The sequence below is a fragment of the Paenibacillus daejeonensis DSM 15491 genome (assembly GCF_000378385.1).
Classification (GTDB): Bacteria; Bacillota; Bacilli; order Paenibacillales; family Paenibacillaceae; genus Paenibacillus_D; species Paenibacillus_D daejeonensis.
In genome coordinates this window covers 984860-1005986 of sequence record NZ_KB899659.1, presented here as the reverse complement: position 1 = coordinate 1005986, position 21127 = coordinate 984860, and the positions used below count along the sequence as shown (strand labels likewise).

The window sequence follows — 21127 nt, the reverse complement described above, 5'->3', positions numbered from 1 at the left end:
AGCAGTCGATCATACTAACCAGGTGGTGTCACATTGTGAAATGGGTAGAGAAAACAAAAGCAAAGTTGTCCAATACGCGTAAGGAGACAAAGGGCGCCAAGCCTGAAAAGCAGCAGTCCGCATCCGGTAATGGGCAGAGGTCCTTCGGTGGATTCATTACAAAATCAGTAGGCACGAAGCTGTTCTTGCTTATTTTTTGCAGCATTTTAATTTGTGTTGTTACGGTAGGTACATTTTCCTATCAGATCTCCAAAAATATTATTGAAGACAAAGTGGCAAGTTCAAGTATGCAAACGGTTACTCAAGCCGCCAGCAAGCTCGACTTGATGTTCCAGAACATTAATGATTTGACGATGCAGCTTATTTTCGACAATGATATTCAATCCAGCTTAAACACGCTCAACAATACTAATCAAGATGCCTATGAGCAGTTCGAAGCCATCAAACGAATTGATAGCAAGTTTCAATCCATGTTGATGTCTAATGGGATGATTGCGGCAGGTTATTTGATACCCATCAAGGACGGTTTGAACGGAATTAGCAGCGGAACGGGTAATCTGGATTTTGCAGCTGTCAAGGAAGCGTCTTGGTACCCGCAGGTCATTGAGCGCGGCGGTCAGCCGGTCTGGTTGCCCTCCGCGGCAAAAGGTGTCGGAGGCGCACTGAATGAACCGGCACTGGCCGTCAGCCGTCTGGTCAAGAGCACCAACAGCAACCAAGATATGTTCGTCCTTCTGCTAGAAGTGAAATACAGTGAATTGCAGTCTCAACTGTCTGGGCTGCAGCTGGGAACAGGCAGTGCCATCAAGATGGTCGATGGAGCAGGCAACTTGGTCTTCACCGAGAATCTGGAAGAGCTCGGGGTAGTCAACGAGGTGCATTTCAAGGAAGAGGAACGTGCGGATGGGCCGTTCTCTATTACGAGCCATAACCAAACCAATGGCCAAGTGCTCGCAGTGTACAAGAAGTTCCGCAATATGGACTGGTGGCTGCTTGGCGAAATTCCGGTATCCGAGCTCGTCAAGGATGCAGAACAGATTCGGAATATTACCATTATTGCCAGTTTGGTTGCGGCCGTATTGGCGCTTGGCATTGGCTACCTGGTCGTACGGATGATTGCGATGCCGTTGCGTCAGCTGCGAGACCTGATGACCCGTGGAGAGCGCGGAGACTTAACCGTCCGATCCTCACTCCGCAAGAGCGATGAAATCGGTCAGCTGGCCCAGAGCTTCAATCAGATGATGACACAGATTTCTGCACTGGCAAGTCAGGCTTACCAGTCTGCAACTGATGTCCTGCAGACCGCAGAGGCACTCGGCGACTCCTCCAAGAAAACAGCCATCTCTGCCAAGGAGATTGCAGTGGCGACGGAAGAGATTGCTGGGGGAGCAACCAGTCTGGCGATGGAAGCCGAGCGGGGCAGTGATTTGACAGATAATATCGGTCGTCAGATGAAGCATGTCATCGCCGCGAATAGTGAAATGGTTGTCTCGGCGAGCAGCGTGCAGCAGTCCAGTGAGCAAGGCACGCGTTATATGGATCTGCTGATTGAGAAGACAGGCCTGACAGAGGAAATGACCCGCTCGATGGTGGAGAAGGTCGACAAGCTGAAAGACAGTACAGGGTCGATCCGCAAGATCCTTGAAGTGCTGAATAATCTGACCAAGCAGACGAATATTCTATCGCTCAATGCGACGATCGAGGCAGCTCGCGCGGGTGCCGCAGGAAGAGGATTCATGGTCGTCGCTGACGAGATCCGTCAGCTTGCGGATCAATCAAGGCAGTCGATTGATGTCGTCGGTCAGATCACAGAGACGATCCAGCGTGAGATAGACGAGACGGTTGGCGTCTTGTCTGAAGCATATCCAATCTTCCAAGAACAAATTGTCTCCGTGAAGGAAGCCAACCAGCTGTTTTATTCTGTGCAGAATCAGATGACAGCCTTTGTAGATCGTCTGGATTCCGTAACACATTCAATAGGCGAGCTGGATGAGTCACAGACCACATTGATGGAGGCGATGGGCAGCGTCAGCGCCGTCGCAGAGGAGTCCTCGGCAACTTCGGAAGAAGTGGCTTCTCTCAGTAACGAACAATTAAGTATCAGTGAAGGACTTGTACAACTATCGGATACACTCGAAGGCGTCTCCAACGGCCTCAAAGAATCGTTGTCTCGTTTCAAGATTAACTAACCATCAAAAACCGGTCCAGGCAAGCTATCAGCCTGACCGGTTTTTTTATTCATAACGTTATACCTGACAACAAACGTGATAAATATGGTGGAAACGACGTGCTTTGTTGATCCGGCTAGGATCAGAAAAGCATTTTTTGATATTTATTGTTACAAAAGTCCTATTCCGTGCCGATAAACCAATTATAAATGTTATTTGTACGTAAGTAAACCTAACAATTATAAATTGGAAAGTGGTGGCACACGGTGAAGTATTCCCGATCAGGGTTGGTAGGCAGGTCTGTCGGCACGAAGCTGTTTTTAATTATTTTTGGCAGCATTCTGGTATGCGTTGTTACTGTAGGTATATTATCCTACCAAATTTCCAGGCAGATTATTGAGGATAAGGTGGCAGATGCCAGCATGCAAACCGTGAATCAAGCGGCAAGCAAGCTTGATTTGTTTTTTGATAATCTCAATGCAACCACGATGCAATTTATATTTGATGCTGAAGTTCAGTCCAGCTTGAGAACATTGAACAACCCCAATACCGACACCATGATTCTTTTTGAGGCAGGGAGACAGGTACGGAGCAAGTTCACTTCGGTGTTGATGGCCAGTTCAGCGATTGAGGCAGGCTATCTGATCCCATTAAACGAAGGGGTTAACGGAATAGGCAGCGGTGCCGCAGAGGTGAATTATGCGGCGCTAAAGGAGGCATCATGGTTTCCTGAGGTGATCGAGCGGGGAGGCCAGCCGCTCTGGTTGCCATCAGAAGTAGAGGGCATCAGCGGTGTCTCTCGCGAACCGACGATTGGTGTAGCGCGGCTGGTAAGAAATAACATCAATAAGCAGAATGTATTCGTCCTGCTGCTGGAGATTCGTTACAGCGAGCTGCAGGAACTGCTATCCGGACTAGTACTTGGTAGTGGCAGTGAGATCAAGATTGTTAATGAAGCAGGTAGAATCATCTACACGGATGGTACGGAGGAGCTCGGGACAGCCAACCATGTGTTGTTTGATGAGAATCAAAAAGCAGACGGTCCGTTTGCACTGAGGTCCCAGAATGAAATGAATGATCAAGTATTGGCTGTGTTTAAGAAACTTCAAGGTGTGGAATGGTGGCTGCTCGGCGAGATTCCCGTAAATGAGTTGGTCAAGGATGCCCAGCAAATCCGGGAGATCACAATCATTGCAAGCGTGCTAGCGTCGCTACTGGCACTAGGCATCGGCTATATGGTTGTTCGAATGATTGCTTTGCCGCTGCGTCAGCTGCGGGATCTCATGACCCGCGGGGAACGTGGAGATTTAACTGTACGGTCCTCGCTGCGCAAGAGCGATGAGATCGGACAGCTGGCTCAGAGCTTCAACCAGATGATGACGCAGATATCCGCCTTGGCGAGTCAGGCTTATCAGTCGGCGACGGATGTTCTGCAAACGGCTGAAGCCCTTGGCGACTCCTCCAAAAAAACCGCGGTCTCTGCCAGGGAAATTGCAGTAGCTACGGAAGAGATTGCCGGCGGGGCGACCAGCCTTGCGATGGAAGCGGAGCGGGGTAGCGATTTAACGGAGCATATCGGCCGTCAGATGAAGCAAGTCATCGTGGCGAACAGCGAGATGGTCGTCTCGGCGAGCAGCGTACAGCAATCCAGTGAACAAGGTACGCATTATATGGACTTGTTGATCGAGAAGACGGGACTTACCGAGGAAATGACCCGTTCCATGGTCGACAAGGTCGACAAGCTCAAGGAAAGCACAGGCTCGATTCGGAAGATCCTTGAGGTACTGAACAACCTGACCAAGCAAACGAATATTTTGTCGCTCAATGCCACGATCGAGGCAGCTCGGGCGGGAGCAGCGGGACGCGGCTTCATGGTTGTCGCTGATGAAATCCGGCAATTGGCGGATCAGTCCCGTCAATCGATTGATATTGTCGGTCAGATTACCGAGACGATTCAGCGAGAGATTGATGAAACGGTTGGCGTCTTGTCTGAGGCTTATCCGATTCTCCAGGAACAGATCGTCTCCGTAAAGGAAGCCAATCAGCTATTCTATTCGGTGCAAAATCAGATGACTGCATTTGTCAACCGTCTGGACTCGGTAACGCAATCGATCGGCGAGCTGGATGAGTCCCAGACCACGCTGATGGAAGCCATGGGCAGTGTCAGCGCCGTCGCAGAGGAGTCCTCGGCTACCTCGGAAGAGGTGGCTTCTCTCAGCACTGAACAGTTAAGTATTAGCGAAGGGCTTGTGCGGCTATCAGATACGCTGGAGGGAGTGTCCAACGGTCTCAGAGAGTCGCTGTCTCGTTTTACAATAGACTGATTGCTGCTTAGCTTAGTATCCGGTGCAGGCCCCTGGCTTGCACTGGTTTTTTATTGTCGAAAGAGTGGGAGAGACAAGCTTAGGCATGTCCGATAATGTCCATACTATGGATGAAGTTAGCGAAACCTAGAGGGGGTGCCCGAAATGCTGCATCCAGAACACTCACGCAAAGCCCATACGAGGAATAGAATGAGGCGAAGGCTGACAGGAATTGCTCTCGGAGCACTGCTTGCTGCCGGTCTCCTTATCGGGAGACTGGCTTGGCTGCAGTGGATGCCCTCTGTTATTCCTGGCACAAATGGCGATCATTGGCGCGGCGAGTCGGTCCACCAGCGGGAAAAAGCCATTGTCCTTTCCAGCGGGCGCGGTCATTTTACAGACAGGCATGGAACTCCAATCACAGGAGAGACGATTCAAGCGCTGGCCGCATTCCCTGTGCGGTACGGGACGTGGGGGACGCCATCCGAGCTGGAGCAGTTGGCCGGTGTGTTGGAAGTGAAACAGGATCAGCTGCTGAACTGGCTTTCTCAGCTGAAAGAGCCGACGTTCTGGCATGAGCCCGGGAGCAAGGAGCCGTTAGCCTTGTCTCCCCGCCAACTGGATGCGCTCGGCCAGCTGCAACTGGACGGGCTCCGCGTGCTCCCTTACGAACGCCGTTATCGTGATGATTTTGAGGCTAAGCATGCGATTGGGTTTATTAGTCAGCACCCCGAATGGATTGCGGATGAGTATGCCGGACTATTGGCTGCCGGCCGAATACAGTTGGATGACAAGATTGGCGGTGCTGGACTTGAACGGTCGCTGGAGCCTCTGCTGCGAGGACTGGGAGGATCTGTGGTTTCCCACTATGTAGACGGCAGGCGTGTGCCGATGCACGGGTTGGATATGCGTGTCGGACAGCCGGGCAATCCGTATTACCCCCTGCACATCCGAACGACGCTTGACCTAAACCTCCAGAATCAGCTCGAGACGGCCGTAGATGAGGCGGGCCTGGAGGAAGGGGCGGTCGTTGTACTGGATGCGCAGTCGGCAGATATTGTTGCTATGATTTCACGACCCGTCTTTGATCCCGATCACCCTGTTCAATCGGGTACAGATTGGGCTAATCATGCTTTGATTGCACAGCCCCCAGGCTCCTTGTTCAAGCTGGTTACAGCCGCCTCTGCTTTGGAGCATGGTCATTTGCATCCGCATGAGACCTTTCATTGCAACGGGCAATACGGTCGTTATGGTCTCTCCTGCTGGAAGGAGGGCGGGCATGGCATACTGGCGCTAGAGGACGCACTGGCTCATTCATGTAATATCGCCTTCGCCACCATTGCCGAACGCTTAAGCGGGGAGGAGCTGCTTCAGACGGCTGATCGGCTTGGCATCGCCCGCAGAGTCGGCTGGGCGACGGAGCAGCCGCTGAAGCCACTCAAGCAGCCGCTGCGGCTGCTGCAGGAGGAACAGGCAGGAGCGGTTTTTATGGCTCCCCCTTACGTACGTGACGGCGGTCAGCTGGCGCAGACCGGGATCGGTCAGCGTGACGTCCGCATGACGCCGCTCCAGGCTGCCAATCTGGTCGTGACGCTGCTACGGGGCGGGGATGTCTTGGCGCCTAGACTGGTTAGTGAGATTCGCTATGCCAACGGTCAACAGATGATGAGTCTGCCTTCGCAAGCTGTTCCGTCCAAAGAAGGACAAATCGCACCAGCAACGGCAGCCGTGCTGCTGCGCAGTATGAAGGCTGTAGTAGCAGAGGGGACAGGGAAAGCGATTCGTGATGGGCTATGGCAGGTAGCGGGCAAGTCCGGCACAGCTCAAACGGATGGGGCCGCTGGGACCCTGAACCATCATTGGTTCGCGGGGTATGGCCCGGTGCAGGCCCCGCGTTATGCTGTCGCCGTGCTGGTCGAGAACCGTCGGCCACATGAGAATAACCAGGCAACGAGCCTGTTCCGTACCATCATGGATACCTTGGCCCAGTATGATGTCCCCAGCCAGTAAAACAGCCCGTCAGACCAGTATATCTGGTCCAACGGGCTGTGGTCTTGAGGTTTACTTAACGGGCAGAGGACCGTTACCTGTGGTAGGCGGTGGTGGAGGAGGATCCTGATTGGCAGGGCCAGCGGGAGCATCCGGACCACCGGGATCTTGGGGCGGTGTAGGCTCCACATCATATTCATTAATTGGCGTTCGAATCCAGCGGTGCAGATAACCCTGCATGTACAATGCTTTGAGCAGAATGACCAGCAGTGGTGAAATGATCAGACCAGCAATTCCGAACAGTGACAGGGAAATAATAATGAACACAAACATCGTGAAGGCGGAGACGCCAAGCGAATCCCCGGTGATTTTGGGTTCGAGGATTTGTCTCGTAATCAAGACGACAAGCAGCAGCACGGTTAGCCAAATCGCCAGACCCGTCTGGCCGACGATGAAGAGATATACGATCCACGGCACGAAGACTGTGCTAACACCAAGCAGCGGCAGCAGATCGAAGACGGCTGCCAGGGTAGCGATTGTAAAGGCATTTTCAACCCGCAAAATGAGCAGCGCCACCAGAATGACGACAAACGTCACGGAAATCAGCTTGAACTGAGCTTTCAGATAAACCCCGATTCCCTTAAAGACATTATCCTTCAAAAAGTAGAAGGCTTTTTTAAAGGTCTTTGGCGTTTTCTCCTCTGCGGTGCGTCTCCAGTCCTTAATCTCAATACTAAGGAAAAAGGCCAAAATGATGCCGATCCCGAAGTTGATTAAAAACGAAGAGAAGGAGGTCAGGAATTTGGTTGTTCCGGTCAAGAAGCCAGAAGCTATACCCGCGCCCCATGTAGTCACATAGTTAATGATCTCCTGCGAGTTTTCTGTAATATCCGGCGGCAGCGATTCATAGCGTTCGGTCAAGTATGTACCGATGGCTGCAATTTGTTCACCGAACTGCTGCTGGTATTGGGGCAGCATTTCTACCAGATACGTAATCTCATTGGTGAGTACGAATCCGGCGCCAACAAAGGCACCCAAAATGATCACTGTAAAAAACAGGATGGAAATCGCCGCGGCAATCGATTTTTTAATTCCCAGCTTGTTAAGACGCTTGGCCAGTGGCTCAATGATCATGAATATAATGAAGCACAAGAACACCGGCGTCGCAATTTTGTACAGATAGCTGAACGCGAACATAATCAGATACACGGTAAGTGCGATCAGGGCGATATCAAACGCCGTGCGCCAGTACTTTTTGTAAAACGTGAGCATGCTCTACCTCCCTGAACGTGAATTATCATTATGATTGTACTATACTTTTTAAATGATGCCTATTTATAGTTAGGTGTGATACAATATTTAGGTATGCCCGAAAGGCGCCTCGGCAGAAGGGGCGCGGGACGTAACCAGGATCGTGGGGAATTTGCATATGGAGAGTTTATTGCTCTTGGGTTTTTACATTTTGACATTTTACGCCTTTCTGCCAGGTCTCATCAGTCGTATTTTTGGATTCCGGGTATTCAAGCGCGGCAAAGCGGAGCGGGAGATTGCGCTTACGTTTGATGACGGCCCGGACCCGATCTATACACCGAAGCTGCTTGATCTGTTGGCCCGTTACGATGCCAAAGCGACGTTCTTCGTCGTGGGAGCCAATGCGGAACGTCATCCCGAGATTCTGCGCAGGATGATCGATGAAGGACATATTATCGGCATTCATAATTATGTACACAAGACGAATTGGTTTATGCGGCCAGCGACGGTCAAGCGTCAGATCCATCAGACTTCTGAGGTGATCCGCAAGGCCACGGGGACGCGTTCTTTTTATTATCGGCCGCCTTGGGGAATTGTTAATTTGTTTGATTTCTCGAATCTTGGACATCTCCAGATTATTCTCTGGTCGGCAATGTTCAATGACTGGCGCAAGCGGGTCGGTGTTAAGCGGTTGACGAAGCGGATGATGAAGAAGCTTAGACCTGGCGAGGTATTGTTACTGCATGATTGCGGCACAACCTTTGGCGCGGACCATGATGCACCTGCGCATATGCTGGAAGCGTTAGAGCATTACTTGCAAGAAGGTGCGAAGCGCGGCTACCGTTTTGTTCAAATCGAAGAAATGATCGAGGTTTCGGACCAGCGTAGAGCACGTCATGCTGAACGGCTGCGGACGCAGCTAGAGAGCAGAGGAGCTCGGCCGCGCATGGGACTGCTCAAACGGGCAGCGGTTGCTCTGTGGCTGACCTGGGAACGGATATTTCAGTGGGTGTTTCGGGTTAAGCCGGTGCAGGGCGACGCGGTCTTCCATTATCGGATTCGCAAGTACCACGGTCCCCAGCTCCGTCTGGATGACGGGGAAACGATTCGTGACGGGGATGAAGTCGTAGAGCTGCATTTTGACAACCGCAAGCTATTTGAGACTGTGGCTTCCTCGGGATCTGTCATGCGTATGGCCATCTATGTTGTACGTGAGGTAGGCAAGGCACTGCCTAAGCTGGCGGCAGAGATGGCGGGCAAGCCGGAGTTCCGGGAAGTAAGAGGGCTATACGGCATCAGTATGATTAATCGCGGATCGCAGTCGTTTGGATTCAGCACGATTGACCTGCCGCCCGGACTGTTCAGCCGGATGACCAGACTGTATCTTAAGCTGCTATTGCGCGTGCTGCATCCCGGGGGCAATCAGCGGGTACGCGAGAAGAAGGAAACCCTGATTCCTCGAATTATTGCCATGTCCATGCCTGAATTTCGGAGACGTTATGCGGCTGTGCCTGCTGAGACTGGATGGAAGCTGCCCGACAAGAGAGCCCCTCTGAAGCAGGAGCAGCAAGAAGAATATGAGGCCTCAGAAAAAGCTGCCAGGGAGCTTGTCCCCTAGGCGGCTTTTGCTTTTCGCGTAACAAATGGACTTGTCTTCACGCTCAGGGTATGATGAGATTAGAATTATTATTGATGATGTGCGTGAAGGGGGACTACGATGCCGGAATCGATATCGGATGAGGTGCTCATCGGATTAATCGCCAAACGGGACAGCACAGCGCTTGAGCAATTATACGACCGATACGAGCGGCCTGTATATGCGTTTGTCATTCGAATGGTGAAAGACGCAATGGCAGCTGAAGAAGTTGTACAAGAATTGTTTGTCCGGATTTGGAATGCTGCCCATGGTTTGGATCGGGACAAGCAAGGCAAGATCAGCACATGGATTTTTGCAATTGCACGCAACCTGGCTATCGATTGGCTGCGCAAACGCGGCAGACGGCCTATCGAAGCGCATGAGGAGGATGCGTGGGAGCGCGCAGCCGAATCGGCTTCTACTGAACAAGTAGTGGAGGAACGCATGCTGGGCGAGCAGATGAAAGCGGCGATCCGTGATCTGAAGGATGAACAAAAGCAAGTGTTGGAGCTCATTTATTATAAAGGATATACACAACAGGAAATTGCCAGTCAGCACGATATTCCACTGGGAACCGTGAAAAGCCGTGTACGATTGGCGCTGCGGCAGTTGCGAAAACGTTTTGAAGAAGCGGGAAGGGAGGGGGCATGGCGATGACAGATTCTCAAAATCCGTGTGAAAATGTCGAGCTGTATGCACTGGGTGCATTGGATGACGAAGAAACTAGACAATTCAAAATGCATCTGAAATCATGTGCCGACTGCAACCGTGAGCTCAAGGATCGGTGGATGCCGGTTGTGAACACATTGCCTTGGGCCGTCGATGATGTAGAGCCCCCGACCGGGATGAAATCGCGCATTCTTGCCCATGTTCTGCAACAGGACGAACAACCGCAGACACCTCCGACACCAGCACCAAGACCGGAAGCGTCACCTCGTACAGCTCCGAGAAAAAGTGGTGGCCGCTGGCTGACCGGCGGACTGGCTGCAGCGGTGGGTGCGCTTGTCATCTTCTCCGGTATGATGGTCCAACAAGTAAGGGAGTTAGGCGGTGAATCCGACCGGTTAGCTGAGCAGGTTCGCGAGCTGGAAGCCTTGCTGGCCACCGTGGATGAGCCGGGTGCGACGCTGCTTGCCAATAACGTCGTTCAGCTGGACCCAGCGACAAGTGATATCGTCGCGCGTGGATTGGCCACCATCGTCATTGACGACAAAGGCATGCATCTGATCGTTCAGGCGGAGCAATTACCTGCACTTGCTAATGAAGAAGCGTACCAGGTTTGGTTGCTGAAGGAGGGTCAGCCTGTCAATGCGGGCACCTTCAAGCCTTATAATGGCACGGGTGCGTTGTATTATACCTTCTCTCCCGACGACTACGATACGATTGCCATTACCCGCGAACCAGACGCGCTTGGCGACACCCCGCGAGGAACCATGGTCTTGCTTGCACCGCTCACTTCCGCTTGAAGATAAAAATATTGAAAAAACCTCCCTTTCCGTTATCACGGGAAGGGAGGTTATTCTTGTGCTAAAACTGTTAGATCTTCATAACGCCGCCGGTGCTGGCCGAAGTAACCAGTTTGGAGTAACGTCCCAGGTAACCGGTCTTGATCTTCTGCTCGAAGCCTTTCCAGTTGGCACGGCGAGTAGCCATTTCTTCGTCGCTGATCAGGAGCTCAATCTTGCGGTTCTCCAAATCAAGCTCGATGATGTCGCCATCCTCGATGAATGCGATGGGTCCGCCCTCGGCTGCTTCGGGCGAGATATGACCGATACTGATACCGCGAGATGCGCCGGAGAAGCGACCATCGGTGATCAGGCCAACCTTGGCGCCGAGACCCATGCCAACAATTTGCGAGGTTGGGGCCAACATCTCAGGCATCCCTGGACCGCCTTTTGGACCTTCGTAACGGATAACGACCACATGGCCTTCTTTGACTTTGCCATTGGCAATGCCATAGAGCGCATCATCCTGGGAGTCATAGCAGATAGCAGGACCTTTGTGGTAACCGCCGACCGACTTGTCCACCGCACCAACCTTGATGATTGCTCCGTCAGGAGCGATGTTGCCGAACAGAACGGCCAGGCCACCGCGCTCACTGTGCGGGTTGTCAATGGTGTGGATGACATCTGTATCCAGGATCTCATGGCCTGCTGCATTCTCACGCAACGTTTTGCCAGTGACAGTGATACAGTCCCCGTGAAGGGCGCCTTCTTTTTTGAACAGCTCATTGAGAACGGCAGTAACGCCACCGGCATTATGCACGTCTTCAATATGATAGTCCGATGCTGGAGCGATTTTGGCCAGATGAGGTACACGCTCAGCCACTTCATTAATCCGGGATACCGGATATTCAAACCCGGCTTCATGGGCCAGGGCAAGGGTGTGCAATACCGTGTTCGTGGAGCCGCCCATCGCCATGTCGAGTGCAAACGCATTGTCGATCGCTTCAATGGTGACAATATCACGCGGCTTGATGTCTTGCTTGATCAGCTCCATGAGCTGCGTAGCCGATTTCTTGACAAACTCGCGGCGTTCCGGAGCGACAGCCAGGATCGTGCCATTGCCCGGCAGGGCAAGACCCAGACCCTCTGCCAGACAGTTCATCGAGTTGGCGGTGAACATGCCGGAGCAGGATCCGCAGGTTGGACAGCCGAACTGTTCAAGCTCCAACAGGCCAGCATCGTCAAGCTTGCCAGCTTGGTGAGCGCCAACGCCTTCGAAAACGCTGGAGAGCGAGATCGACTTGCCATCGGAAGTTTTGCCCGCTTTCATCGGACCGCCACTTACGAATAGTGTCGGAATGTTAACGCGCAGCGCGCCCATCATCATGCCTGGTGTAATCTTATCGCAGTTCGGGATACAGACCATGCCGTCGAACCAGTGGGCATTGACAACAGTCTCCAGGGAGTCAGCGATAATCTCGCGGCTCGGCAGGGAATAACGCATGCCGATATGACCCATGGCGATGCCATCGTCAACACCAATGGTATTAAACTCGAAAGGCACGCCGCCAGCTTCGCGGATCGCATCCTTAACGATCTTGCCGAACTCTTGCAGATGCACATGACCCGGTACAATGTCGATGTATGAATTACAAACCGCGATAAACGGCTTGCCAAAGTCCTCTTCCTTGACGCCCGCCGCACGAAGCAGACTCCGGTGTGGAGCGCGGTCGAAACCTTTTTTGATCATGTCTGAACGCATTTTTGACTTAGACATGGATGTCCCTCCTATATGAATAGTACATTCCCTTCAGTCTATCATATCCACCCGTTGCTGGCTAGGCTTGGCCACAGGCAATCTGCGGGAGCTGGAGCGGTTGTATACAGACAGGAAGGGGAGGAAGGATCAGGAAAACGATGTGAAGTAAATGTTAATCTAAATGAAGGAAGTCTACTACTCTTTCACACTTCTGTCATTTGCGTCATTTAAGCTGACATAAAACGGTTTACTTACGGGAAGCGCGTGCATTATAATGAAACTATCTGATCCCTATGAGGTGATTATCTTGCATTTGACGGAACGAGAAAAGGAAAAATTACTCATAACCATCGCTGCGGATCTGGCGAGAAGACGGCTGAACCGGGGCGTCAAGCTAAACTATCCAGAGAGTGTCGCGCTCATCACCTCCGAGATTCTCGAGGGGGCACGGGATGGCAAAACTGTCGCCCAGCTTATGGAATACGGGACGCGTATCCTGTCACCGGATCAGGTGATGCCCGGAATTCCCGAGATGCTTCACGAGGTGCAGGTAGAAGCAACCTTCCCTGACGGAACGAAGCTGGTGACCATACACAATCCGATTTGACGAACGGGAGGAATGGCATGATACCAGGAGAATACAGAACAGCCCCGGGAAGCATTGAGCTTAATGCCGGCCGAGCAACTGTGGAGCTGATTGTTGTAAATACAGGAGACCGACCCATTCAGATCGGGTCGCATTTTCATTTTTTTGAAGTGAATCGCGGTCTGCGCTTTGAGCGGGAGCAGGCCTTCGGGATGCGGCTGGATATTCCCGCAGGCACCGCTGTGCGCTTTGAACCGGGAGAGGAGAAGCCGGTACGGCTTGTCGAGCTGGGCGGACGAAAGCTGTCCTACGGATTGAATAACCTTACCCGGGGCGAGGCAAGAGCCGGAGCAATGGGTGAGGATGTGCGCCAGCGGCTGCAGCAGTGGGAGGGGAAACAATCATGAGCATGATGGACCGCAAGAGCTATGCCCAGATGTTCGGCCCGACGACAGGCGATGCCATCCGGCTCGCGGATACCGGGTTGTGGGCGCGTATCGAGAAGGATCACACCGTCTACGGCGATGAGTGCAAATTCGGCGGCGGTAAGGTCATCCGGGACGGTATGGGTCAGTCGAGCGGCGCGCTGCGCAGCGATGGCGTATTGGATACACTGATTACGAATGCTGTCATTATTGATCATACAGGCATCATCAAAGCCGATATTGGCTTGCGGGACGGCATGATTGTCGGTATCGGTAAGGGCGGCAATCCCGATCTGATGGATGGTGTGGACGAGCATATGGTCGTCGGCGCCAGTACCGAAGTAATTGCCGGCGAGGGCAAAATCGTTACAGCAGGCGGCATAGATTCGCATATTCATTACATATGTCCACAACAAATCGAGACAGCCCTCTCTTCAGGGGTCACAACGATGATCGGCGGCGGCACAGGGCCTGCGACTGGCACCAACGCTACGACCTGTACGCCGGGCGCTTGGCATATGCAGCGGATGCTGGAAGCTGCCGAAGAGTTCCCCATGAATCTTGGGTTCACGGGTAAAGGCAATGCCTCGTTTACTGGACCGTTGATTGAACAAATTGAGGCAGGGGCGATCGGACTGAAGCTTCATGAGGATTGGGGCACGACACCGGCGGCCATTGATGCCTGTCTGCAAGCGGCGGATCAGCATGATATTCAGGTTGCGATCCATACCGATACCTTGAATGAGGGTGGCTTCCTGGAAGATACACTGGCGGCTATTGGCGGCCGCACGATTCATACTTATCATACCGAAGGGGCAGGCGGCGGCCATGCGCCGGATATTATCCGGGCAGCAGCGGAGGGCAATGTGTTGCCGTCCTCAACTAATCCGACTCGTCCGTTTACGGTCAACACGATCGAAGAGCATTTGGACATGCTGATGGTTTGTCACCATCTGGACAGTCGGATTCCGGAAGACGTGGCGTTTGCCGATTCGCGCATTCGTCCAGAAACAATTGCGGCCGAAGACATCCTGCACGATATGGGCGTGTTCAGCATGATCAGCTCCGATTCCCAGGCGATGGGACGGGTGGGCGAGGTCGTGATTCGGACATGGCAGACCGCAGATAAGATGAAAGCGCAGCGAGGGCCGCTGGCACCGGATGATGAAGCAAGCGACAATTTTCGGATCAAGCGGTACATTGCCAAATATACGATTAATCCGGCGATTACACATGGGGTTTCGCATCTGGTAGGTTCCCTTGAGGTCGGCAAATTTGCGGATTTGGTCGTCTGGAGTCCCGCCTTTTTCGGGGTCAAGCCGGATCTGGTGCTCAAGGGCGGCAGCATTGCCTACGCTCAGATGGGAGATCCCAACGCATCCATCCCGACGCCGCAGCCTGTGTTTGGCCGGCCGATGTTCGCCGCTCTGGGCAAAGCCAAGTATAAAAGCTCCATTACGTTCGTTTCTCAGGCTGCATACGACCGGGGGATTGCAACCGAGCTTGGCCTGCAAAAGCGGATTGAGCCTGTGAAGGGATGCCGCAACATCGGCAAGAAGGATATGATTCACAATCATGCCACGCCAACGATTGATGTGGACCCCGAAACGTATCAAGTTCGGGTAGATGGCGAGCTGGCCACCTGCGAACCTGCCGAGGTCGTGCCGATGGCTCAGCGCTATTTCTTATTCTGATTCAAGGGAAGGCGGAGTGCTCATGAATGCGCCGGTAGCTTGGCTGGCTCTGCAGCAATTGCTCGATTCAGCGCTTCCCATCGGCGGGTTTTCGCATTCGTTTGGACTGGAGACATTGGTTCAAGAGGGCCGTGTGCGTACATCGGAGCAACTGGAGGCCTACACGGTAACCATGATGATGCAGAGCTGGGCACCTGCCGATGCAATGATTATCAAGGCGGTCTACAACGCCCGCGAGAGCGGACATTGGGAGGAAACTTGGCACGTGGAACGGCTGGTGCATGTGCAGCGCCTTGCCGTAGAGACGCGGTCGGGTATGGAGAAGATGGGACGCCGGTTGATCAAGCTCTCCGAGGCCGTTTTTCCACAGCTCGATATGGCCCGGTTATCGAGCGCGGCGGCTGAGAGAGAAACGCTGGGGACCTACCCGCTGGTCTATGGCTATTTGTGTGCAGAGCTGAATATTTCGTTAGAGCAAGCGGTTCAAGGATATATGTACAATTGTATAGTGACCTCGATAGGCAGTGCATTACGACTGATGTCAATCGGCCAGACCGAGGGGCAGGCAATCATCGCCCGCTGCGCGGCTCAGACGCCAGCGGCGTGGGAAATGGTTCGTGGCATGCAACCACAAGAGGCGTGGTCCAATATGCCGCTGGTCGAGATTGCAATGATCAGACACGAGACGCTGTATTCACGGTTATTCATGTCTTAAAGGCTCGATCAGAAGACTACATTTGGAGGAATGCGATATGTGTCAAGGACAGGGACATACTCATCATCATGGCGGCTGGGAAGCGCCGGCACTGGGCCGGTCGGGACCGCTGCGAATCGGGATTGGCGGGCCGGTTGGATCGGGCAAGACGGCTCTGGTTGAGGTCATTGCCAGAGAGCTCAGCCACAAATATTCGCTTGGCGTCATCACCAACGACATCTATACCAAAGAGGATGCCCGGATTCTGCTTGGAACAGGGGTTTTGCCGGAAGAACGTATTATCGGAGTCGAGACCGGCGGCTGTCCGCATACCGCCATTCGCGAGGATGCCTCGATGAATTTTGAAGCGATTGAAGAGCTGCAGGGACGCTTCTCAGAGCTCGACGTTATCTTTATCGAGAGCGGTGGAGACAACCTGGCAGCGGCCTTCAGCCCGGAGCTGGTTGACCGCTTCATCTATATTATCGATGTTGCTCAAGGAGAGAAAATCCCCCGCAAAGGCGGACCCGGCATTATGCGATCGGACCTACTGCTGGTGAACAAGGTTGACCTAGCTCCCTATGTAGGCGCCAGCCTGGAAGTGATGGAGAGCGATACGCAGCGGATGCGCGGAGACAGACCTTATGTATTCTCCAACCTGCATGGCGGCGTAGGCGTTCAAGCGATTATCGATTGGATCGAGCATGAAATGGCGCATGCCCGTGGTGAGGAGCATACCCATTCTCACGGTTGATGCGCATCCACTGAGACGTGCGGAGCTGAGAGCGTCATTTGCGCACCGCAATGGACGTACAGTGCTGGCAGAGAAGTATCATACCGCCCCGATCAAGATCGCCAAAACGTTTCAATTGGAGGAACAGCTCGGTGCGATCGTCTTGGACGTCTCGCCGGGTCTGCTGAAAGGCGATCATTATGAGCTTAGCTGGGAAGCTGGCCCCGGTACGCATCTGTATCTGACCAACCAGAGCTATACCAAAGTACATCCCTGTGACGTCGGCGGCTGTGCCTCGATGAAGCAACAATTCACGCTTGCTTCGGATGCAATTGTTGAGAGTATGATGGAGCCAGTGATGCTGTACAAGGATGCCGCTTTTCGCAATGAAACGAAGGTAGAGATGGGCCGCGGTTCGGTATGGATGCAAGCAGAGGTGTTATGTCCCGGGCGCACGCTGCGCGGGGAGACGTTCGATTATCAGTGGCTGGACAACCGGCTGCAGGTCTCCTATGAGGGAGAGCTGATCTTTGGTCAGCGGCAGCGCATTGACCCAGCCTTGCACCAATTGCAATCGGCTGGAGCCTGGGAGGACCTGACGCACACGGGGACATTCTATGTGTTCTCCGAGCGCATTGGTGTACAGCATGTGGAGGCTGTACGGGCAGCGCTTGATCGACTGCCCGTCCGTGACGACAGGTTAACCTGTGGTGTGTCGTTGACACATCGGTACGGTTTAGCCGTGCTCGCAGCGGGACGCGCGGCGTGGCACCTGCAGGAGGTGCTGGAAGCGGCATGGACCGTGATTCGCAAGGAGCTGCTTGACGCAGCGCCGCTTCAGTTCCGCAAGTGATTCTGCATTCAACCGCTGCGGCCATTACGCAGCGGTTTTATTGCGGATCAGGGCAACTGCGGGTATAATAAGGTGTTCAAATGGATAATTGTGTAGCCGGACGGCTGGCCGACAGCAGTCCCGCATGAAGGAGACATGTCATGGTAGCTGAATCCCGGGTGGGCGAATGGGATCGCAAGGAAATGATCGCGCTCGATGAAGCTTTTCGACAGTTACGGAAGCTGATCGCAGCAGAATGGGATAAAGAAAGCATTGGCGGCCTGAATGTGACCCAGGCACGCATCTTAATTATTCTCGCCGAGAGCGGACCGCTCAAAGCGTCAGTTTTAGCGGAAACTCTGTTTGTTACGTCCGGAGCCGTAACGGGGCTGGCCGACCAGCTCATCGAGATGGACCTGATCCGTCGGGAGCGACCGGAATCGGACCGCAGGGTCGTCTTGCTGGATATCACACCTGCCGGCCACCAGCTCGTCGAAGCGATCCATGCCAAGCGAATCGGCATCATGGAGCGGCTGGTCAAGGAGTTGGAGGAGCCGGAGGTCCTGGAGCTGACTCGTCTAATCAGCAAGATTGTGTCAACGCCAAGATGAGGTAGGCGAGTCACAGAGTTGAAAATATTATATTGCACGTGAAGGCCTCCCTCCGGAGGCCTTATTCATGGCGCAATTTCTATGAAAAATTAATTCAATAGTCCTGGTTTTGACTGCTGTATTCCTATATATCCCAAATTGATTCCAAATGGTATTATTGGGTAGTGGATGCTCTTATGACCAGTGTGTGCAAAACAACCCATGGAGAAATAAGGCAGCTAACTTATGTGTAGGAGGAACATGTGCTTGAAGAAGAAAATTGGTTTGTTAGTGGTTTTATTTGCCCTTTGCTTGGGTGGGGTCGTAAGTGCAGCAGGTCTGTGGGGGACCTATAAAGGGAATGACATCGTAAGACTCACCGTTGAAGGAGTGCCGGTTAAGGTAGCCGATGCGCCAGCTATCAACTATGACAACCGGACACTGGTGCCGCTCTATCTGCTGCAGCAGGCGGGTCTGGAGTACAAATGGGATAATGATACCAAGACGGTTGATATTAAAAAGCCAGGCGGTATTGCGCCGGAAGTCCACGATCAGACGTTGGACAAGGCGAAGCTCTACGCTTCGATTGCCATGCAGTACCGTGCACTGGAAGCATTAGAGGATAAAATGGATTTGCACGTCATGTTTGCCTTGCTGACGGATCAAGAAGATCTGAATTCTAATTATGATCCTTTCGAGGATGTACGGGATACATATAATGAATTGGTAGATTCCGTGAACGAATTGACGGCATGGATGAACCGTCACAATGAGCGTAACGATCTGAAGCAGATACTCACGATGTATTCGGATGCACTCAAAGCACATGACGCGTCCTATGAAAGTCTGAAGAAGTTCGTCAAATCCGAATTGGAATCGGATTGGCGGAGTTACTCGAACAGTCGTGGCCGTGGCGATTCGCTCTCTTACGATGCGGGACAAAAAGCAAACCGCGGTGTTGAAAAGTATACTGATCTGATGATAAATCTTAAATAATGACAAAGCCCTCGCTGAGAGCCATTGGCTCAGGCGAGGGCTTTTTATGTATCGTTTAAGCAAATTTGAGTCGCATGCCTTCGAGTTGGGCCCAGTCGGGTGCCCATTTGGGCGGTCCGTACTTCTCGACGTAGCCGAGGCGATTAACCATGGCATTCAGATCATACTGACGGTTGAATTTCTTCAGCAGCTCCCAGGTAGCTAGTACGTCAAAATCGGCCCGGTGACCCTGGTCCAGTTGGATTCCATACGTATTGCACATATCCTGCAGCGTATGGGGGTAGGTATGGTACAATCTGCTGATTGTCAACGTATCAATGAAGTGATTGCTGAACGAGCGGCCAGCCAGTCTCATTAACGTATAATGCAAAAAACTAAGGTCGAATGCGGCGTTGTGCGCAACGATCAGATTGGAGCCAATCATCCGATTCAGGATGCGAAAGGCCGTCTCTTCATCCATTCCCCCTTCTAGCATAGGTGAGGTAATCCCCGTAATCTCTGTGATTTTAGGCGCCAACGGGCCTTCGAATTGGATGAGGGTATTGAAGCGTCCGACGATCTCCCCTTTGTCACAACGGATGGCACACATCTCAATGACCCGGTCGCGGGAAGGATTCAGGCCGCTGGTCTCAAAGTCCAGAACCGTAATATTGTCCAGCTGCATCGATTCACCTTCTATTCTTGGATAGTCGTTTCACCTTGTCTGTACGAATTCGACAGGAACGCGACATTTCCTGCAAAAAAGTCATGTTATCGATATCACGGAATCTGGAACAATTTACAATTTAGCAGCAGGGGATTAGAATAGGAATGTTGCGAAATTTGTCGAAGAGGAGCTTGGAATCGTTTATGAAGAAAGTCTCGTTATGTCTCTTATTATGTTTGGGGCTGCTGCTGCAAGCCGGGAATGCTGGAGCAGCGGCGAAGCCTTATGGTCTGATGGATACCGCTCATAACCGCACGTTTGTCCCGATTCGCCTGATTGGTGAGGCGTTTGGCGCCCAAGTGGCGTGGGACAAGCCCAATCAACGAGTGGATATCTCCAAGGGTGAACAACGAATCCGTTTATATGTAGGCAAGAAGGAAGCGCTGCGCGGCAATCAGGCCTTTCAGTTGGAGGCAGCTCCCTTTATTGAACAAGGGGTCACTTATGTTCCGCTTCGTTTTATCGGAGAAGCGCTCGGAATCGCGTTGCAATGGCGAGCGGACCTCGGAGCAGTAGTGGCCGAGCGTGCCCAAGGCGCACTCAGACTCCCCGTCGTACCGCGCGGGGCGGTTCCGGAGAACCAGCCTCGGATCGTTCAGAGCAAGAAGACGCTGAAGATTGGCAGGCAGTCCTTTGACGTTCAGATGCTGACAGTCACCCTGCTGCATCCCCAGGTGAACCTAGGTGTTGGGCTGGCCGGTGGCGAGGTGGGGCGCACCGAAGAGCTTAAATCCATTGCTGCTCGCTATAAGGCGCTGGCGGCCATTAATGGTACGTTCTTCGATGCGTACACCGATCAATCTCACAAGACGCCTTATGGCTATATTGTTCACAAGGGCGATCTGGTCAAAAAAGCTTCTGGCGATCCTCGGACGGTTCTCGTCTTCGATAAGCATAACAATGTAGAGTTTGTCCCGGGAGGCGAATTTACGAGCAGATACGAGCAAGGTGATCTGTTTGGTGCGCTTCAGGCAGGCCCGCGGCTGGTCGTGAATGGTCAAGTGTCCCATCCCGATTTGGGCGGATTTAAGGATCCAAAGATCCTCAGCAACGGGGGTGCCCGCAGTGCAGTCGGGCTGACGCGGGACCACAAGCTGATCCTGCTGACCTCCCGGGGAGCGACCATTCCCCAGCTTGCCCAGCTGATGAAGCAGGTGGGCGCCTACCAGGCCATGAACCTAGATGGCGGGGCATCAAGCGGGCTGTATTATAACGGCAGCTATATCACGAACCCGGGACGCAAAATCAGTAATGCGCTGATTGTGTATTAAGCGTCCGACATTCTTTTTACAAGCTAAAGACTGGACAGAACTTCAGCAA

The 21127-nt window shown here is 52.9% G+C and carries 18 protein-coding genes; 15 read left to right on the top strand and 3 right to left on the bottom strand.

What is annotated here, in order from left to right; translation table 11 throughout:
- Positions 1–35 precede the first annotated feature (35 nt).
- The 3 genes from F556_RS0105025 to F556_RS0105015 all read left to right on the top strand — a co-directional run bounded on the left by F556_RS0105025 (position 36) and on the right by F556_RS0105015 (position 6481).
- Complete coding sequence (locus F556_RS0105025; protein WP_020615814.1) at positions 36–2189, top strand: methyl-accepting chemotaxis protein; 2154 nt, start codon at positions 36–38, stop codon at positions 2187–2189.
- Between the two features lie 245 nt (positions 2190–2434).
- A complete protein-coding gene (locus F556_RS0105020; protein WP_020615813.1) occupies positions 2435–4492 on the top strand; it encodes a methyl-accepting chemotaxis protein in 2058 nt (685 codons plus the stop codon).
- Positions 4493–4681: 189 nt separating this feature from the next.
- On the top strand, positions 4682–6481 hold the full coding sequence (locus tag F556_RS0105015; RefSeq protein WP_040715891.1) for a peptidoglycan D,D-transpeptidase FtsI family protein: 1800 nt from the start codon (positions 4682–4684) through the stop codon (positions 6479–6481).
- Between the two features lie 51 nt (positions 6482–6532).
- On the opposite strand, the gene ytvI is transcribed toward F556_RS0105015, so the two are convergent.
- Positions 6533–7732 (bottom strand): sporulation integral membrane protein YtvI, encoded by a 1200-nt coding sequence (gene ytvI, locus F556_RS0105010; protein ID WP_020615811.1) that lies wholly within the window; start codon positions 7730–7732, stop codon positions 6533–6535.
- 157 nt (positions 7733–7889) lie between these two features.
- Between ytvI and F556_RS0105005 the strand changes: the two genes are divergently transcribed.
- From F556_RS0105005 to F556_RS0104995, 3 genes are all read left to right on the top strand, one after another.
- Positions 7890–9329 (top strand): polysaccharide deacetylase family protein, encoded by a 1440-nt coding sequence (locus F556_RS0105005; protein WP_020615810.1) that lies wholly within the window; start codon positions 7890–7892, stop codon positions 9327–9329.
- 99 nt (positions 9330–9428) lie between these two features.
- Positions 9429–10004, top strand: a complete 576-nt coding sequence (locus tag F556_RS0105000; protein ID WP_020615809.1) for an RNA polymerase sigma factor — start codon at positions 9429–9431, stop codon at positions 10002–10004.
- Positions 10001–10813, top strand: a complete 813-nt coding sequence (locus F556_RS0104995) for an anti-sigma factor (RefSeq protein WP_020615808.1) — start codon at positions 10001–10003, stop codon at positions 10811–10813. The genes F556_RS0105000 and F556_RS0104995 overlap by 4 nt, the downstream gene beginning before the upstream one ends.
- Positions 10814–10883: 70 nt before the next feature.
- On the opposite strand, the gene ilvD is transcribed toward F556_RS0104995, so the two are convergent.
- Positions 10884–12569 (bottom strand): dihydroxy-acid dehydratase, encoded by a 1686-nt coding sequence (gene ilvD / locus F556_RS0104990; protein WP_026297111.1) that lies wholly within the window; start codon positions 12567–12569, stop codon positions 10884–10886.
- Positions 12570–12858: 289 nt separating this feature from the next.
- Here ilvD and F556_RS0104985 point away from each other — a divergent pair, with 289 nt between their 5' ends.
- The 8 genes from F556_RS0104985 (at position 12859) to F556_RS36075 (ending at position 19101) form a co-directional block, all read left to right on the top strand.
- A complete protein-coding gene (locus tag F556_RS0104985) occupies positions 12859–13158 on the top strand; it encodes an urease subunit gamma (protein ID WP_026297110.1) in 300 nt (99 codons plus the stop codon).
- 17 nt (positions 13159–13175) lie between these two features.
- Entirely contained in the window at positions 13176–13544 is a 369-nt protein-coding gene (locus F556_RS0104980) for an urease subunit beta (protein ID WP_020615805.1), read from the top strand.
- Complete coding sequence (gene ureC / locus F556_RS0104975) at positions 13541–15256, top strand: urease subunit alpha (RefSeq protein WP_020615804.1); 1716 nt, start codon at positions 13541–13543, stop codon at positions 15254–15256. Before F556_RS0104980 ends, ureC begins: the two co-directional genes overlap by 4 nt.
- Positions 15257–15278: 22 nt before the next feature.
- Entirely contained in the window at positions 15279–15971 is a 693-nt protein-coding gene (locus F556_RS0104970) for an urease accessory protein UreF (protein ID WP_020615803.1), read from the top strand.
- A gap of 37 nt (positions 15972–16008) precedes the next feature.
- Entirely contained in the window at positions 16009–16704 is a 696-nt protein-coding gene (gene ureG / locus F556_RS0104965; protein WP_020615802.1) for an urease accessory protein UreG, read from the top strand.
- Positions 16655–17536, top strand: a complete 882-nt coding sequence (locus F556_RS0104960; protein WP_157272616.1) for an urease accessory protein UreD — start codon at positions 16655–16657, stop codon at positions 17534–17536. Before ureG ends, F556_RS0104960 begins: the two co-directional genes overlap by 50 nt.
- Before the next feature lie 140 nt (positions 17537–17676).
- Positions 17677–18126 carry a MarR family winged helix-turn-helix transcriptional regulator gene (locus tag F556_RS0104955; RefSeq protein ID WP_020615800.1) on the top strand — a complete coding sequence of 150 codons (450 nt, stop codon included), beginning with the start codon at positions 17677–17679 and terminating at the stop codon, positions 18124–18126.
- A 246-nt stretch (positions 18127–18372) separates the two neighbouring features.
- The gene (locus F556_RS36075) at positions 18373–19101 is read left to right on the top strand and encodes a stalk domain-containing protein (RefSeq protein WP_020615799.1); all 729 of its coding nucleotides are present in this window, start codon (positions 18373–18375) and stop codon (positions 19099–19101) included.
- Positions 19102–19156: 55 nt separating this feature from the next.
- Here the strand turns inward: F556_RS36075 and F556_RS0104945 are convergent, their stop codons facing one another.
- A complete protein-coding gene (locus tag F556_RS0104945) occupies positions 19157–19765 on the bottom strand; it encodes a 3'-5' exonuclease (RefSeq protein ID WP_020615798.1) in 609 nt (202 codons plus the stop codon).
- Between the two features lie 185 nt (positions 19766–19950).
- Here F556_RS0104945 and F556_RS0104940 point away from each other — a divergent pair, with 185 nt between their 5' ends.
- A complete protein-coding gene (locus tag F556_RS0104940; protein WP_020615797.1) occupies positions 19951–21078 on the top strand; it encodes a phosphodiester glycosidase family protein in 1128 nt (375 codons plus the stop codon).
- Positions 21079–21127 lie beyond the last annotated feature (49 nt).

Coding starts and splice junctions, on each gene's coding strand:
- F556_RS0105015 (WP_040715891.1), top strand. CDS start 4,682: ATGAGGCGAAGGCTGACAGGAATTGCTCTCGGAGCACTGCTTGCTGCC.
- ytvI (WP_020615811.1), bottom strand. CDS start 7,732: ATGCTCACGTTTTACAAAAAGTACTGGCGCACGGCGTTTGATATCGCC.
- F556_RS0105005 (WP_020615810.1), top strand. CDS start 7,890: ATGGAGAGTTTATTGCTCTTGGGTTTTTACATTTTGACATTTTACGCC.
- F556_RS0105000 (WP_020615809.1), top strand. CDS start 9,429: ATGCCGGAATCGATATCGGATGAGGTGCTCATCGGATTAATCGCCAAA.
- F556_RS0104995 (WP_020615808.1), top strand. CDS start 10,001: ATGACAGATTCTCAAAATCCGTGTGAAAATGTCGAGCTGTATGCACTG.
- ilvD (WP_026297111.1), bottom strand. CDS start 12,569: ATGTCTAAGTCAAAAATGCGTTCAGACATGATCAAAAAAGGTTTCGAC.
- F556_RS0104980 (WP_020615805.1), top strand. CDS start 13,176: ATGATACCAGGAGAATACAGAACAGCCCCGGGAAGCATTGAGCTTAAT.
- ureC (WP_020615804.1), top strand. CDS start 13,541: ATGAGCATGATGGACCGCAAGAGCTATGCCCAGATGTTCGGCCCGACG.
- F556_RS0104970 (WP_020615803.1), top strand. CDS start 15,279: ATGAATGCGCCGGTAGCTTGGCTGGCTCTGCAGCAATTGCTCGATTCA.
- ureG (WP_020615802.1), top strand. CDS start 16,009: ATGTGTCAAGGACAGGGACATACTCATCATCATGGCGGCTGGGAAGCG.
- F556_RS0104960 (WP_157272616.1), top strand. CDS start 16,655: ATGAAATGGCGCATGCCCGTGGTGAGGAGCATACCCATTCTCACGGTT.
- F556_RS0104955 (WP_020615800.1), top strand. CDS start 17,677: ATGGTAGCTGAATCCCGGGTGGGCGAATGGGATCGCAAGGAAATGATC.
- F556_RS0104945 (WP_020615798.1), bottom strand. CDS start 19,765: ATGCAGCTGGACAATATTACGGTTCTGGACTTTGAGACCAGCGGCCTG.
- F556_RS0104940 (WP_020615797.1), top strand. CDS start 19,951: ATGAAGAAAGTCTCGTTATGTCTCTTATTATGTTTGGGGCTGCTGCTG.